This is a genomic window from Polymorphobacter megasporae (genome assembly GCF_018982885.2).
Classification (GTDB): Bacteria; Pseudomonadota; Alphaproteobacteria; order Sphingomonadales; family Sphingomonadaceae; genus Polymorphobacter_B; species Polymorphobacter_B megasporae.
Genome location: NZ_CP081849.1, coordinates 777235 through 791904, shown reverse-complemented (window position 1 = coordinate 791904; position 14670 = coordinate 777235). Strand labels below are relative to the sequence as shown.

Genomic DNA, 14670 nt, shown 5'->3' with positions numbered 1-14670 from the left:
GCTCTTGGCCTGCGTCTATCAGGGTAGACACATGAGGAGTACGTCAATGACACATGCAGCAAGCCAATCAGCGTTGGCCGAGACGACCGCGGCCGCCGTTGACAACGAGGCCATCATTCGGGAGCTTTACCGGGTCGCCGAGGTCAAGGATTACGCCGGCTTCGCCGCGATGTTCGGCAAGGACGGCATCTTCATCGACGAAGGGTCTGGCTATGCTTACCGCGGCGAGAAGGAACTTGCCCGTTCCGCAGAGATCTACGCGACGGCAATGCCCGATATGCACCGGGAGCTTTACGACGTCTACGTTGCGGGCGACCGTGTTGTCGTGGAGCTGTCGCTGAACGGCACCAGCTTGGGGCCGCTGGAAATCCCGAATGTCGGCTTCGTGCCGCCGACCGGCAAAAAGGTATCGGCTCCTTGCTGCGACGTGTTTCATCTCGAGGCAGGCAAGGTGGTTTCATTCCATTGTTACCACGAGCTTCGCTGACCACCAGCTGGGCGGCGCGGCGGGTCGTAGATCGCGCTCGTATCATACGCAAAAAAGGGGGACGGGGTATCCACCCCGTCCCGGCAGATTTACTCGAAGCATTTAGCGACGTGCGTCGATGCTCCACGATCCGCCACCCAGCGCAATTACATTGAGCAGGCCGCCGGCGATGGCGACGTTCTTGAAGAAGTGGATCAACTGGTTCTGATCGCCAAAAGCATTATGAAACAAGACGGCGGTGACGATAGCGAAAGCCGCGAGCACCCCAGCTGCGATCCGCGTCTGGTACCCTAGCACGAGCGCGATGCCGCCGACGAGTTCGATCAGCACGGAAACAGCCAGGGCAAGTTCGGGCAGCGGCAGCCCTATCGACTGGATGTAGCCGATCGTCGCCGCCGGCGCGGCGACCTTCGACAGACCGCTGAGAACGAAGATGGCGGCAATACCGACACGACCGATCAGGGGCAGAGGGCCGGGGACTGAATTAGATTGGGCCGGAACGAATGGACGGGTAGCCATGGTGTGTCTCCTTGTTCGACAGAGCATTCTGCCGCTGCAGTGGAAATGGGCGCCGCCGATGAATTGAAACAGTGGAATAATCTGATCGGCTGTGTTCGACAATTTAGATAAGCAAATCGGATTTTACCGCAGTGATCGAGAAGAGAAACCCAGCCGGTCGCGAGACCGGCTGGGCGGGAACAACAGCGACGATGACGGTCAGGCGGCGTCGACCAGGATGACCTCGCTGTCTTCGATCGCGGTGACCCTCAAGACCGCGAGGTTGTTGATGGCCGCGCCGTCGCGGGCATTGACACGGACGCCGTCGATCTCGACCGCGCCGGTTGCAGGAACGAGATAGGCGCGGCGATCGGTACCGAGCGGATAGTCGATCGTCTCACCGGCTTTGAGCGAGGCGGCCACGACCCGTGCATCGGTCCGGATCGGCAACGCCTCATTGTCGTTGTCGAACCCGCTTGCGAGGACAACGAAGTGGCCGGCGCGGTCCCCTTTAGGGAAAGGTCGTGTGCCCCAGCTCGGCTTCTCGCCCGTCCGCGTGGGCTCGATCCAGATCTGGAAGATGCGGCTGGTCTCGTCCTCGTCGTTATATTCGGCATGCGTGATGCCGGTGCCGGCGCTCATCACCTGAACGTCGCCAGCTTCGGTCCGACCCTTATTGCCGAGACTGTCCTGATGCGTGATCGCGCCTTCGCGGACGTAGGTAATAATCTCCATGTTGCGGTGAGGGTGCGGCGGGAAGCCGCTGCGCGGGGCGATGGTGTCGTCGTTCCACACCCGCAGGTTGCCCCAGCTGGACCGCTTGGGGTCGGCATAGCTGCCGAAGGCGAAATGGTGCTTGGCATTGAGCCAGCCATGATTGGCGCCGCCGAGTGAATTAAACGGTCTTAAGTCGATCATCGTCGAATCTCCTATTGGGGGACGGGAACCGCCTCGTCCTCGCAGACACTGAGATAAGCGTTGTCGAGTTAGTGGATCAGCGCGATAAAACGCATCGACATGTTCGAGGAAGTTGAAATGTCGAACCCGGGCACACCAACGTTCGAACAGCTCCGGATCTTTCTCGCGGTGGTCGACACCGGGAGCTTCGCCGCCGCCGGACGGCGGCTGCATCGTGCCGTATCGGTCATCAGTTACGGGATCGGCAATCTCGAGGCCCAGCTCGGCGTCCTGCTGTTCGACCGCGACGGAACCCGCAAGCCGCAGCTGACCGATGCTGGTCGTGCGGTGCTCGCCGAGGCGCGAACCGTCGCGCAGGGGATCGATGGGCTGCGTGCCAAGGTTAAAGGCCTGCTCGATGGGCTTGAGGCTGAGGTCAACCTCGCCGTCGATGTCATGCTCCCCACGCAACGCCTTGGCGAGGTGCTTCGCGCTTTTGCAATCGCGTTTCCGACCGTTACGCTGCGGCTGCATGTCGAGGCACTTGGCGCGGTCACCGCACTCGTGCTCGATAAGACGGCGGTTCTCGGCATTTCCGGTCCGCTCAATGCTGGTCTGGCGGAGATAGACGCCATGGTTGCCGGCGCGGTGCCGATGGTGCCGGTCGCTGCGCCCGACCATCCGCTCGGACGGCTTTCGATAATACCGCCCGGCGCGGGCCGAGACTATGTTCAACTCGTGCTGACCGACCGTTCACCGCTAACCGAGGGCCGAGACTTCGCGGTCATGAGTGCACGCACCTGGCGCCTCGCCGATCTTGGTGCCAAGCATGCGTTGCTGCGCGAAGGGATCGGCTGGGGCAACATGCCGTTGCCGGTGATCGAACCCGATCTGATCTCCGGGGCGCTCGTACGGCTGGTAATGCCTGAATATCACGGTGGGCAATATCGCTTCAGCGCAATTTGGAGACGCGATTTTCCGCCCGGCCCCGCCGCATCGTGGCTACGCGAGCAATTTGTCGCGAGGGCACGCGAGGATTCAGATGTTACAGCGCTCGGCGACGTCTAAGAGCATCATAGTCTTCAGCGAGATCAAACGTCCTACAGCCGACCGCTCGGTGGTTCGCGGGGAGCGTCAAATGAACAGATGTGGGAACTTAACCACTGCGTCCAGATGACGTCTTGGTTGCTAATTCGTCCCGGCGTCGAGATGTCATCCATCCTGGGGGCTTTTCCAATCAACCCGACGCGTGTCGTTTTTCTAGGGCATTTACAAGCGGTGTTCTAACTACCGCTTGCGTGGCTTATCGGCGCACGTTTGCTGGCGGACGAATTACCGGTTCGACCTATCACCGACCCGAAAGCGGTCAGGCAGCAATCGGCCCCTTTGGAGGCAGGGTTCGCCAACTAAATGAGCGCGTGGTTTCAAGAGCCGACGTATCCGATGCAAATAACGGACCAGGGATTTTCGCGGAGCCTGTAGCTACCTGAACCGCGATTGACGTCTCCCTGACCGGAAACGCGGAAGCTGCAAGAGGCAAAGCGGCACCGCACCGCAGGCGCTAGCCCCGCTAATGAATTGTCACAGTCGGATCTGTCGACATTCTATACCTCTCGCATCGTCGATCGAAATTGCGTCCGCGCCCGCCACGAAAATGGCGGTAGGCACGCCCTCCCAAACACGAGTATATAAAGAGGGATAATTTCTAGATTATGAGGCGGTCATGGCGCTGAGTCTGAAGGATCGAGAGACCGATAGTCTCGCGCGACAGGTGGCAAGCTTGACCGGCGAAACGCTGACCGAGGCGGTGCGTGGTGCGCTCCGGCTACGGCTGCGTGACGAGCAGCTCAAACGCGGTGAACGGCCGTGGGACGACGCGGCGATCGACGCGATCATCGAGCGGTTCAACGCGCTGCCGTTGCTCGATCACCGAACCGACGACGATATCCTTGGCTACGACGAACACGGTCTGCCGTCCTGATGGTCATCGACAGTTCGGCGCTGATGGCGATCCTCCGCCGCGAGCCGGAGGAGCAGGACTTTCGGAACGCGATCAAACTGGCGGCGAGCCGCCTGATCAGTGCGTCGACACGCGTCGAGGTCGGTATCGTCGCGCTCGGGCGGGCGGGAGAGGCCGGGCTCGAACAATTGCAGGCCCTGCTGGATACCCTCAGAGTCGAGACCGTGCCTGTCTCGGCCGACCATGCCAGCCTCGCCATCGACGCCTTTCGGCGCTTCGGCAAAGGGCGGCATCCCGCCGGGCTCAACTTCGGCGATTGCTTCTCCTATGCGCTTGCCAAGGCGACGGGCGAGCCGCTGCTGTTCAAAGGCCAGGACTTCTCGCATACCGACATCGAGCGGGCCGCCTGAATGAATGCCGTCGAGATCGAGGAAGCCGTGTCGGCGCTCGCCCAACGTTGCTGCGACGCGGGCAGTGCCCTCGTTCGCGTTCCTCGAAGCGTTCGGCAACAAGGCGACGACGATTAGGCGCTTGCCGCCAGCGCATCGAACCGGTCCGTTGTTGGCGGCGTATTGCAGACCGACCACATCCATATCGGCGTTACGGGGCCATGCGCCGTCTCGGCGATGCTGGCGCGGTTGGACCAGTAAACATCGTCGTATCGCGTCGCGCACTTCGCCGCCCGCGGCCTTGTTTCGCGAGGTGCATATCGGCAAGATTGAAGCCATGATCGAGCCCGTAACCGCGCTTGGAACAGGTGCTAACTCAGTGACGAAATCCTCGTCTCAGCGGCCCAATGTGAACTGGCCCACGCGGCTGCGGATCGCCTTAGACGTTGCCGTCGAACGGAGGTCTCCGTGGGCTTCCCCACTACGCTGGATGACCGCCTTCGCGGGGATGGTGACCGTCGCCTCACTCGCCGCAATATGGGCCGGCGTCGCTTCCTCGCTTGTGGTCGCGGCTGTGATGATCAAGGCCTCGCTGATGATCCTCCTGTCGGGACCGATCATCGACCGGATCATGTACCGGATGCATACCCGTGCAGCCCTGCCGGAGGAGATCGCAGCCCTGCGACTCTACTCCCGACCTGGCACCTGGCCGATGGTCCGGAACGCCGCCGACGGCTGGCGGCGCAGCCGTCCAAAGCTCCCGATTACAATCGCCATGATCCTGCGCTGGGAGGGCGAAGCGGCTGCCGAAATCCGCGCCACCTTGCCGCCTTCGACAGCCGAGCAGGCCGCAGCAAAGGCCCAGGTACTCGCCTTCGAATAAGCCTAGCATTTCGACGGTAAAGGCTCGCAGCGCAGCGTGCGAGCCTACGCCTTTAGCGGCGGCTTTTGCGGTATCGATAAGTGCTGGTGGAGGCATCTGGGGTGGTTCCGAGTCCCGCCTTTTTAGGAGTGCTTCGCTCTCTCCCGGCACGCGTTTCCGACACCGCAAGTGGTCGGCTGAGCCGACCCATTTGTTAGGTGTCGGAGCGCCTCCGAACGCGCATCGACGGCCGAAATCCGGCCTGTTCGACGCCCGTCCAGAACCAGCTTCGTAGCGGCTTGTGACGAGTGCATTTCGATCGCCGAGCGATCTGCACGACGCAGCCCAACTGGGTTCAATATTCCAAGGTTCGCTGACCGATTTCTGGCCGCTGCAGATGCCGCGCGTCGCCGTCCTCAGGCCCGAAGATGCCCGGCCGAGCCAATGCGGATCGCACGAGTCAAAGCGGCTACAGGACGCCCGGATTGCGTGTCTCGCAAGGGCTCGCAGAGGCTGCCCTTCGGCTTGGGCTAGGCAGATAACCCGCACGCTGAGAGCGGCCCAGGAGACCGGAGTGCGGTCGCAGATTGCTGCCGTTCGCATGATCGAATCGGACGGAGCGGCTGCAGTCACCAAGCAGACTTTTGGCCGTCAGAGCAGATCCGGGAAGGGGCTTTGAACGCGGCTTGAGTACCACATCGGCCCCGGCAAAATGCGCGCGAATGCATGTAGGCATCGCTGCGAGTTAAGCTCATCAGCCGACGTCAGTTAGCGCTGAACGGCTGTGATAGCGACGACGCAATATGTGCCATTGTGCTGGCTATTTGGTACCCGTTTCGGCACAGATAAGGAACGCAACAGGATCGACCGACCGAGCTTCGTTCAGAAGATCAGGGAGGGTCCGCCGCTACGCTAGGCTAAGTCACTCATCTGGATGTGCTTCTTCGCCATCCAGTGACGGCTCCTTGGGCCGAAAACAGGCGGATTCTGTTCTCTATTGACTCCACACCCTACGCAACCTGCGGCTGCAAAGAGCCATAAGATCAATGTCTTATGGGAGAACTAGCATGTCAAGATACAACAGCAAAGACGGAAACAAGCAAGGAAATCAATCGCATAAGCGTAAGATGGTGGACGACCTACGCAACCGGCTGCAGAGGCCGATTCGCGTTAAGGCAGGCGACCAATCCGCTTCCGATCGCAGCACTGATTTTGGACCTGATCGCCCACCGCTGAGGCTCGGCAAGCTAACCGTCGGACGCGATCATGCAGTCGCTCCGATTCAACCCGCCGTGCCGTCGGAAAAACCAGCGGATACGTTCCACTGGGACCCGATCCTGAAGGGCTTCGGCATACGAGCCTCGGCTACCGGACGCCAAGTCTATTTCGTCCAGTATCGCGAGCGTGGCCAGACCCGGCGGCGTGTCATCGGCTCAGTCGCGGACCTCGATCCGCGGACGGCGCGACGGAAGGCGCGGCAGATCCTGAGCGCGGTCAAGGTCGGGCTCGGCGTAGTCGATCCGTTCAACCTGCCGCAGCCGGCACCGACGATGCCTTTCGCGGTCTTCGCCGAGCGATTCTGGGAGGCCCACGCCCATCGCTGGGCACCAACAACGCAGGCGTCCAATCGGAAAGCAATCGACCGGGTCATCCTGCCCGAGTTCGGCAAGATCGACCTTGCCGAGATCACCCGGGCGATGGTGCGCAAATGGCATGCCGCCATGGGCGACCGGCCCGGCACGGCAAACCGCACGCTGCCGGTGCTTTCGGTGATGATGGCGACGGCGGAGACGATGGGGCTGCGACCGCGACGCTCCAACCCGTGCACGCGATTTACCCGCTTCCGCACACAGCGCATGGAACGGTATCTCAGCCTTGCCGAGGTCGGCGCCCTGGGGGCGGCGCTCTGGCAAGCGGAAAATCAATATCCGCAGCAGTGCGCGATCATTCGGCTGCTGTTGCTGACCGGCGCGCGCAAGCGGGAGATCGAGTCACTGCGGTGGTCGTATCTCGACGACAGTTTTGCCCATCTGGCCGAAGCCAAGACCGGGCCGCGCACGGTCTACCTCGGTCGACCAGCAAGGGAGCTTCTGGCGACGCTGCCGCGAGGTGACGACGACTTCGTCTTCCCTCGTGATCAAGCCGAAGCGCACGCGGTGATCGCTTATTATGTCTGGGATCGTATCCGTATCTCCGCCGGGCTGGCCGACGTTCGCCTCCACGATCTCCGGCATACCTTTGCCAGTCATGCTGCCATGATGCGCGTGTCGCAGCCGACCATCGCCAAGATGCTTGGCCACTCGCTGTTCGAGACCACCGACCGCTACACACACCTGAGCGACACTAGCGTCCGGGAGGCGGTTGGCCGTGTATCGGCCCACCTTGCCCGCGCCACCGGTTTTGTCGCGAAGGGGGACGCCCAGTGAGCGGCCTCGCAACCCCAACGCCCGGCAATGCGCCGCGCAAGCGTGCTGGTGGCCCGCAGTTTGCCGATCGCGAGCTGGTCCCGCTGATCGGGCACGATCGTGTCGAGTGGGACATGACGCTGCCCGGGTTCGGGCTGCGCTGCCTGCCGAGCGGGCGGCAGACATGGATCGTCTTCACCCGGATCAAGGGCGTGGTGCGGAGGATCAGTCTCGGCAACCGCGCGGTCGTGACCGAGCATCAGGCACGCGGCGCGGCTCAGCTCCTCGTCCTTGAGGCGAAGGTCCGGCGTGATCCGCTCGCGCGCAAGCGCGACGCGCTGGCCGCGCCGATCTGTACGGCGTTCGCCGACCTCTATCGGCGCGTCGGCGTGCTCCGCTGGAAGCCGGGGACGATCAAGGCATACGACAGCTACTGGAGCACCCATCTCGGTCCGACGTTTGGCCGACGCTTCCTCGATCAGATCGACGAGGCGAGCGTGTTCGAGTGGTTCTCGGGGTTGAGCCGAAAGCGACCCGGAGCCGCGAACCGTGCCCTCGACATTCTGCGCAGCATGTTCGCCACGGCGGAGGAATGGGGCACGGTTCCGCTTCATTCCAACCCGTGTCTCGCGATCAAGCGTAACGCCGGGAAAGTCTACCGGCGCTACTTGACCGACGAGGAGTTGGCCCGGCTCGGACGCTCGCTCGACCAGCTTCAGGCGGAGTATCCGATCCAGGTCGGGGCGGTCCGGATGCTGATCTACACCGGCTGTCGCAAGCAGGAGATCCTCAAACTGCGCTGGAACGACATTACCGGGCGGCTGATGACGTTGCGCGACAGCAAGACCGGACCGCGTGTCGTCGAGCTCGGTCAGGCAGCAAGAGATGCGCTCGCGCTCATCCCTCGTCAGCCGGGCCATCCGTGCCTGTTCCCCAGCCCAAGCCGACGACGAGCGCCGATCACCGACCTGCTGCCGTTCTGGTACAAGGTCGTGCTGCCGCATGCCCGGATCACGCCGCTCCGGCTGCACGATCTCCGGCATACATTCGCCAGTCACGCCGCGATCGAAAAGGAAAATGCCGCGATGATCGGCAAGATGCTCGGCCATAGCGGCACCGACAATGTGCAGCGCTATATGCACCTCGCCGATCAACCGGCGCTCGACGCGGCGGAACTGGTCAGCAGCTTGCTGTGGGAAAGCCTCACTAACGGCCCAGCCCGCCCAACTAAGGCAACTGCCAACATAACAGCGGCGGGGTGCCATTCCGCCCAATAACTGCTAAGATGTCAGCATGCTTGAGACGGTCCAAGAGCTTGCTGACGGGGTAGCGGCCCGGCTTCGGTCGGTTCGGCTCGATGCCGATCTGACCCAGGCCGGGCTTGCTGCGCGCTCCGGCGTTACGCTCGCCTCGCTGCGACGGTTTGAGACAACGGGACAGATCGCGCTTGAGAGCCTTATCCGGCTGGCGCAGGCGCTTGGGCGCGACGCCGACATAGCGACGCTGTTCGCGCCGCCGCCGGTGGCGAACCTCGACGATCTAATCACCTCCAACAATTTCCGTCGCCGGGGTCGGCGTTCGTGACCGCGCTGCTCGACGTTCGTCTCGACATCGGCGCGCGCCGACTGAACGTCGGTCGCCTCGCTTGGCGCGACCGGCGAGCGTTGTTCGAGTATGCGCCCGAGTTCCTCTCCGCGGACCTGCCGCTGTCACCGCTTCGCCTGCCGCTGAAGCCCGGGGTGCAGACCGCGCCGCGCGAGCCGTTCGCTGGAATGTTCGGCGTGTTCGCCGACAGTCTGCCCGAGAGCTACGGCCGCTTGTTGCTCGATCGCCGGTTGCGCAGCGTCGGGCGCGATCCCGGCGCACTGACACCGCTCGATCGCCTAGCGCTGGTCGGAGAACGCGGGTTCGGCGCGCTCCGCTTTATGCCGGCCGACGACATGGCCGACAACGAGCTGCCGATGCCCGACCTCGACTGCCTTCAGGCTGAGGCTCTGGCCGTGATCGCCGGCGAGCCGTCTGACATGCTCGGCGCGCTGCAGCGCCTCGGGGGCAGCGCCGGCGGCGCTCGACCCAAGGCACAGGTCTGGCTGGGGGAGGAAGATGCCAGCCTCGCTACAGCGCATGCCCCTGGGCTGGAGCCTTGGCTCGTCAAGTTCCGCGCCCCCGGCGATCCTGAAGACATCGGTGCGCTCGAAGCGGCGTACAATGCGATGGCCAGCGCCGCCGGGATCAAGGTCGCGCCTTGGCGGCTGCTGCCGTCGCGCACCGGGCCGGGACACTTCGCCAACCAACGGTTCGACCGGAATGCTGACGGGCCCCTTCACTTGCATTCGCTGGCTGGCCTGCTCGAGGCCGATCCAGACGGCGCATCGGTGAGCTACCGTGAATACCTCCGCGCCACCCAGTATTTGACGCGCGACGTCCGCGAGGTCGAAGCGGCGTTCCGCCGAATGGCGTTCAACGTCATCGCGCATAACCGCGACGACCATGCCCGCAATCATGCGTTCTTGATGAACGCCAGTGGCGAGTGGCGGTTGGCACCGGCGTTCGACCTGACGTTCTCGTCTGGGCCCGGCGGCGAGCATTATCTTGCCGTCGACGGCGAAGGCCGGAAGCCGACACGGGCCAACATGATCGCCGAAGGCCGATCAGTCGGCCTAGCAGCAAGGAAGCTGGAAACAATCGTCGACGAAGTCGCGGCGGCGGTCGAGCGATGGCCAGACTTCGCGCTGACCGCTGGAATGACCTCGGTTCGCAGCAAGCAGATCGAGGAAGCGATTGGTCTATGATGCGAGGATGCCGAGCGCTCGCTTTTGACCGGCACAGATAGCGCCGATCCGACGGGAGCAATCTACTCGTTGAACCCGACGAACACCGCCACCTCGGCGACCGGCCTGCGCTCGGAGACGACGGCGTTGGCCGGAAAGCTGTCGTCCGGCCAGCCGAGCGCGATGCTTTTCATGATGACCTGATCGTCGGGAATGGCGGCGTGCTCGCGGACGACCGGCGACTGCATGATCCCCTGGCTATTGATCACCGCCCCGAGGCCCCGCGACCATGCCGCGTTGACCAGCGCCGTGGCGACGGCGCCGCAGTCGAAGGCGGTGTCGTCACTCGCTGCGAGCGCGCGGTCGTAGGTGATGATGACGCAGACCGGCGCGTCGAACTGACGGAAGCCGCGCAGCACCCAGCCCTGCCGCGCCGCCGCGTCGTCCCGGGCGATGCCCATGGCGGTGAACAGCTGCCGGTCGCGGTGACGGCCGACGAAGGCCTCGCCGGTACGGAATTCGCGGCTGTGCGGAACGCCCGCGAGGTTGCGCTCGGTGTTGCCGGCGCGGATACGGTCGAGCGCCTCGCCGGCTATGACGTGGAAGTGATACGGTTGGGTATTCATCGACGACGGTGCGCGCATTGCCAGCGTCAGCACCTCCTCGATGACGGCACGCGGGACGGGATCTGGCTTGTAGCCGCGGATGCTGCGCCGGCCGAGGATGACGTCGTCGAACTGCATATCAATTCAAAGCCGAGTGGGATCACACCCGCTTACCGAAGAGCAAGCACCCCGTGCAATGCCGATGATATCGGCGCGGCGCGCGTCCGATGCACCGGCGGCCCGGTTTGAACCCAGCGGGAGAGCCGGCCCGACGGCTCTGCGCCCATATCACGCCATTCGAAACTGCCAGCGATCTGCCTGAAAGCGGTCGTTTGTTCACTTTAGCTTGCGCGACGGCTTCGCGCCCCATTATGCGCCGTTCAACCTTTCCGAGCCCGAGCCCGAAAGCCGCTGTTCGTTCAGGGGGCTCAGCTGACCTTATTGGTGAATTACGGCCCGTCCGCATTCGAGCAGCAAGGCGGGCTCCTCTGCCGCTCATTTATGAGATTGGCCCCGCTCTCGAGCGACCGCCCTAAGGTTCGAACGCGACCGCCGATTGAACAGGCGGGGAACATCAACCATATTACTGAGAGCTGGCGCGCATGGACACGAGCGAGTCGGTCCACAGGAACGAGACCACCGGACGGTCGTCAGGGGCACAAAGATGCGCATCGAGGTTCACGACGTCGGCCATGGCGGCTGCACCGTTATTACCGGATCGGGTGGGCATCGCCTTATGCTCGATTGCGGCCTCAATCTCGACCAGCCGTGGTTTCCTTCCGTGACCTATAGTGGCCAGCGCATCGACACCCTCATGCTCATGAACCTCGACGAGGATCATTGCGAGGATCTGTCGTATCTATGGCGCGCCTGTGCGCTCGGTGCGGTCGTAAGCAACCCGACTGTTGACGCGCGCGCGCTGCGCGCGATGAAGGCGGAATGTGGGATGCGCGACGGCGTTTCCGCCGCGGCCGACATCCTCCAACTGTTCGGCAACGGCCTCGTTGGCGACTGGTCGCATGGTCTTGGCGGTGTCCAATGGCAGGCTTTCTGGAACCGATACGGCGCCGATTTCGACGACACCAACAACCTCAGCCTCGCTGTGTTCGTGCGCTTCGGCCGCTTTACCATCCTGTTCGGGGGCGACCTCGAGCGGGCGGGCTGGCGCAGGCTCTTGTCAATCCCAACGTTCCGCGCCTGGCTCACGACCGTCAACGTCTATGTCGCCTCGCACCACGGGCGCGAGAACGGCTGCTGCGAGGAGATGTTCTCCCTGTGCCGTCCGCAGCTCACGATCTTCTCCGACGGGCGCAAGCAGCATGGCACGCAAGAGACCAACGGCTGGTATGCGACGCGCACCACCGGCATCCCCGATCACTCCAAGCCGGCGGGACTGCTTGGACAGCCTTTGCGCAAAGTCATGACGACGCGTTGCGACGGCACGATCACGATCGACGTTGACCACAACGGACATTATCTCGTCACTCCCTCGAAGCGCGTCTTCCCGCCGCAGCCGGCAGCGCTCGGACAGATCTTCGGCGCACCGGCGTCCAGCACGCTCGTCGCCTTAGGCGCGTCCGTTTTCGCGAGCCGCTAGCCGTCGTGGAGGTGGCGAAGGGCTTCGACCCGTACGAAATCACCGGGATCATCATTCCGGGCACCGTACTCACCCTGCTGCTTGCGGCGGAGGCGTCGCCGTTCCGCTCGATGCTCGGGAGCGACGGCCTCACTGTCGGCGACCTCGGCCTCTTCGTCCTCATCGCCTTCGTGTTCGGCCATCTTGTACAGGCCCTCGGCAATCTTATCGAGCTCGCGATCTGGCCAAGATGCGGGCTTCCGACAAACCTCGTGCTTGAGGAAAGCCAGTCGCTGGTCTCTCCTGCGCAACGCGGCGCGCTTCAGGCAGGCGTTACGGCGATGGAAGGCGAACCCGCGAACATTACCGGGCTGAACCGCGACGTGTGGCGGGCGATCACCACGCGCGCCTACGCGCGGGTGCGCACCGCCGGCCGATCGATGCGGATCGACATCGCCAATCGCACCTATGGCCTCTGCAGGGGGCTTGTCGCCGCGCTGACAATCGCCCTGCTGTGGTGCATCTATGCCCATCGCGACCAGCCCGGCCTTCTGGCGGCGCTCGCGTTGATGATCGTCGCTGCGGTGTGGCGGATGCGTCGTGCCGGAATCCACTATGCGCGCGCGCTGTTCCTCGAATTCATCGACCTCGATCCATGACCTACAGCTCCGACCAGCTCTCGCAGCTAGACGCCGCCTACCGGGAGTGGGCCGATCGTAGCGATGATCTGACGACGGCGATCCTCACCCGCGCCTTTGCCACCGAGCGCGCCAAGGAATTCGCCGAGCATGGCTTCAGTCGACGCCTGAACATGCTCCAGCACTGCCTCGACCGCGTATTTGCCAGCGTCCCGCCTGATGACCGTCAGCCAGGCCGGTTGGCCCTGATGGACGCCACCGCCTTCATCCAGACGTTCGTGGTCAACATCTACGGAGCGATCGACAACCTCGCCCATATTTGGTGTATCGAATGCGACGTTCGCGACCACCAAGGCCGGCCACTCGCGCCAATGCGCATCGGACTGACGCCGAAGAGTGATGTCTTACGGAACTCGCTGCCCCACGATCTTCAAACCTATCTCGCCGGTCATGACGAATGGTTTGCCTATCTCGAAGGGTATCGGCATGCGTTGGCGCACCGCATCCCGCTCTACATCCCGCCGCGCCAGCTCGGCCCAGCGGCACAGGAGGAGTTCGCGGCGCTCGAGGCGGCGCGATCCGCCGCTGCTACCGATCGGGACTGGCGACGCTTCGGTGAACTCGGCGTTGACCAGGAACACGTCGGCGTGTTCGAGCCCTACATCATGCATTCCTTTGGCGAGGAGGCTCATCCAATGCGCTTCCACGGGCAATTGATCTGCGACCTCGCCACCGTGGTCGAGATCGGCGAGCGCCTTCTCCGGGCGCTCGATGCCGTGATCGGAGATAGCGATCACGATCGGAGATCGCGCGCATGAGCGACAGATCCGCAGACGATCGAGAGTCGCGTCCCCGCACCGAGGCCATTCCCGAGCCGCGCAGCTGGCGCAACTGGCAGGCCGTCCGCACCGGGACACTCCCGTCTCAGATCGTCGAGATGCGTCTCTATTCCGACGCCTGGTTCGTTGCCGAGGCCTACGGATTCGGTCCCTACAGCTTCCTCAACGCGGTTGCCTCGACGCGGCGCGGGTCGATGTATGATCTCAAGCCCGGCGTGGTGCTGCGCGTCGGGCTCGCGCTCCCGCCCGAGGCGGGCGTCCCGCTCGTCACCAGCGATGATCACTATCATGGTGGAAACCTGTTCGATGAGGTCACCGCCCTCGCGTCGCTACTGCTCGAGGCCCGGCTCGTTGCCGGACCAGTCGACCGCGAGTTCGGCGAAAACGGCGATCCGCTCGGCAGGCCGCGCGCACACGACGCGTCCTATGTCCCGCTGCTGCCCACCACCAACCAGGCACCGCAGATTCCGCGCCTCGCCGGTCAGCGCGACCTCCGCAACCTCGCCGGCCTCGCCACCTTTCCGCTGCTCTCGCCAACAGCGGCGACTGCCCTGATCAAGGCAGCGCGGCTCTACCAGAACGCCCTCTGGATCGCGGACTCCGCACCCGAGACCGCATGGCTGCTGCTCGTATCGGCGGTCGAGACAGCGGCGAACTAGTGGGACGGAGAGGTCGCCACACCTGCAGAGCGGTTGGCGGCAACGTTCCCGTCGCTTGTCTCGCTGCTGGTGAAGCACGAACGC

The 14670-nt window shown here is 63.6% G+C and carries 16 protein-coding genes; 13 read left to right on the top strand and 3 right to left on the bottom strand.

The annotated features are described in order from the left end of the window. Positions 1-46 precede the first annotated feature (46 nt). Positions 47-487, top strand: coding sequence for a nuclear transport factor 2 family protein (locus KTC28_RS21840; protein WP_216711227.1), 441 nt, complete (start codon positions 47-49; stop codon positions 485-487). Between the two features lie 102 nt (positions 488-589). Here KTC28_RS21840 and KTC28_RS21835 read toward each other — a convergent pair whose 3' ends face one another. Next, the gene (locus KTC28_RS21835; RefSeq protein WP_216711226.1) at positions 590-1006 is read right to left on the bottom strand and encodes a DoxX family protein; all 417 of its coding nucleotides are present in this window, start codon (positions 1004-1006) and stop codon (positions 590-592) included. Positions 1007-1204: 198 nt separating this feature from the next. Then, positions 1205-1903, bottom strand: a complete 699-nt coding sequence (locus KTC28_RS21830) for a pirin family protein (protein ID WP_216711225.1) — start codon at positions 1901-1903, stop codon at positions 1205-1207. Between the two features lie 117 nt (positions 1904-2020). Between KTC28_RS21830 and KTC28_RS21825 the strand changes: the two genes are divergently transcribed. The 8 genes from KTC28_RS21825 to KTC28_RS21790 all read left to right on the top strand — a co-directional run bounded on the left by KTC28_RS21825 (position 2021) and on the right by KTC28_RS21790 (position 10290). Beyond that, positions 2021-2950, top strand: a complete 930-nt coding sequence (locus tag KTC28_RS21825; protein WP_216711224.1) for a LysR family transcriptional regulator — start codon at positions 2021-2023, stop codon at positions 2948-2950. A gap of 655 nt (positions 2951-3605) precedes the next feature. Beyond that, complete coding sequence (locus KTC28_RS21820) at positions 3606-3863, top strand: type II toxin-antitoxin system VapB family antitoxin (protein WP_216711223.1); 258 nt, start codon at positions 3606-3608, stop codon at positions 3861-3863. Continuing rightward, positions 3863-4252, top strand: coding sequence for a type II toxin-antitoxin system VapC family toxin (locus KTC28_RS21815; RefSeq protein WP_216711222.1), 390 nt, complete (start codon positions 3863-3865; stop codon positions 4250-4252). Before KTC28_RS21820 ends, KTC28_RS21815 begins: the two co-directional genes overlap by 1 nt. 316 nt (positions 4253-4568) lie before the next feature. Then, the gene (locus KTC28_RS21810) at positions 4569-5114 is read left to right on the top strand and encodes a hypothetical protein (RefSeq protein WP_216711221.1); all 546 of its coding nucleotides are present in this window, start codon (positions 4569-4571) and stop codon (positions 5112-5114) included. A 1025-nt stretch (positions 5115-6139) separates the two neighbouring features. Continuing rightward, on the top strand, positions 6140-7519 hold the full coding sequence (locus tag KTC28_RS21805) for a site-specific integrase (protein ID WP_216711220.1): 1380 nt from the start codon (positions 6140-6142) through the stop codon (positions 7517-7519). Beyond that, positions 7516-8775, top strand: coding sequence for a site-specific integrase (locus KTC28_RS21800; protein ID WP_216711219.1), 1260 nt, complete (start codon positions 7516-7518; stop codon positions 8773-8775). The genes KTC28_RS21805 and KTC28_RS21800 overlap by 4 nt, the downstream gene beginning before the upstream one ends. 16 nt (positions 8776-8791) lie before the next feature. Beyond that, positions 8792-9082, top strand: a complete 291-nt coding sequence (locus KTC28_RS21795) for a helix-turn-helix domain-containing protein (protein WP_216711218.1) — start codon at positions 8792-8794, stop codon at positions 9080-9082. Beyond that, the gene (locus KTC28_RS21790) at positions 9079-10290 is read left to right on the top strand and encodes a type II toxin-antitoxin system HipA family toxin (RefSeq protein WP_216711217.1); all 1212 of its coding nucleotides are present in this window, start codon (positions 9079-9081) and stop codon (positions 10288-10290) included. Before KTC28_RS21795 ends, KTC28_RS21790 begins: the two co-directional genes overlap by 4 nt. Positions 10291-10352: 62 nt before the next feature. On the opposite strand, the gene KTC28_RS21785 is transcribed toward KTC28_RS21790, so the two are convergent. Beyond that, entirely contained in the window at positions 10353-11012 is a 660-nt protein-coding gene (locus KTC28_RS21785; RefSeq protein ID WP_216711216.1) for a nitroreductase, read from the bottom strand. Between the two features lie 526 nt (positions 11013-11538). Between KTC28_RS21785 and KTC28_RS21780 the strand changes: the two genes are divergently transcribed. From KTC28_RS21780 to KTC28_RS21765, 4 genes are read left to right on the top strand one after another with little or no spacing between them, the layout of a single operon-like run. Continuing rightward, positions 11539-12471 carry a ComEC/Rec2 family competence protein gene (locus tag KTC28_RS21780; RefSeq protein WP_216711215.1) on the top strand — a complete coding sequence of 311 codons (933 nt, stop codon included), beginning with the start codon at positions 11539-11541 and terminating at the stop codon, positions 12469-12471. Between the two features lie 11 nt (positions 12472-12482). Beyond that, on the top strand, positions 12483-13109 hold the full coding sequence (locus tag KTC28_RS21775; protein WP_216711214.1) for a hypothetical protein: 627 nt from the start codon (positions 12483-12485) through the stop codon (positions 13107-13109). After that, positions 13106-13906 carry a hypothetical protein gene (locus KTC28_RS21770; RefSeq protein WP_216711213.1) on the top strand — a complete coding sequence of 267 codons (801 nt, stop codon included), beginning with the start codon at positions 13106-13108 and terminating at the stop codon, positions 13904-13906. The genes KTC28_RS21775 and KTC28_RS21770 overlap by 4 nt, the downstream gene beginning before the upstream one ends. Then, positions 13903-14586, top strand: coding sequence for a hypothetical protein (locus tag KTC28_RS21765; RefSeq protein ID WP_216711212.1), 684 nt, complete (start codon positions 13903-13905; stop codon positions 14584-14586). The genes KTC28_RS21770 and KTC28_RS21765 overlap by 4 nt, the downstream gene beginning before the upstream one ends. Positions 14587-14670 lie beyond the last annotated feature (84 nt).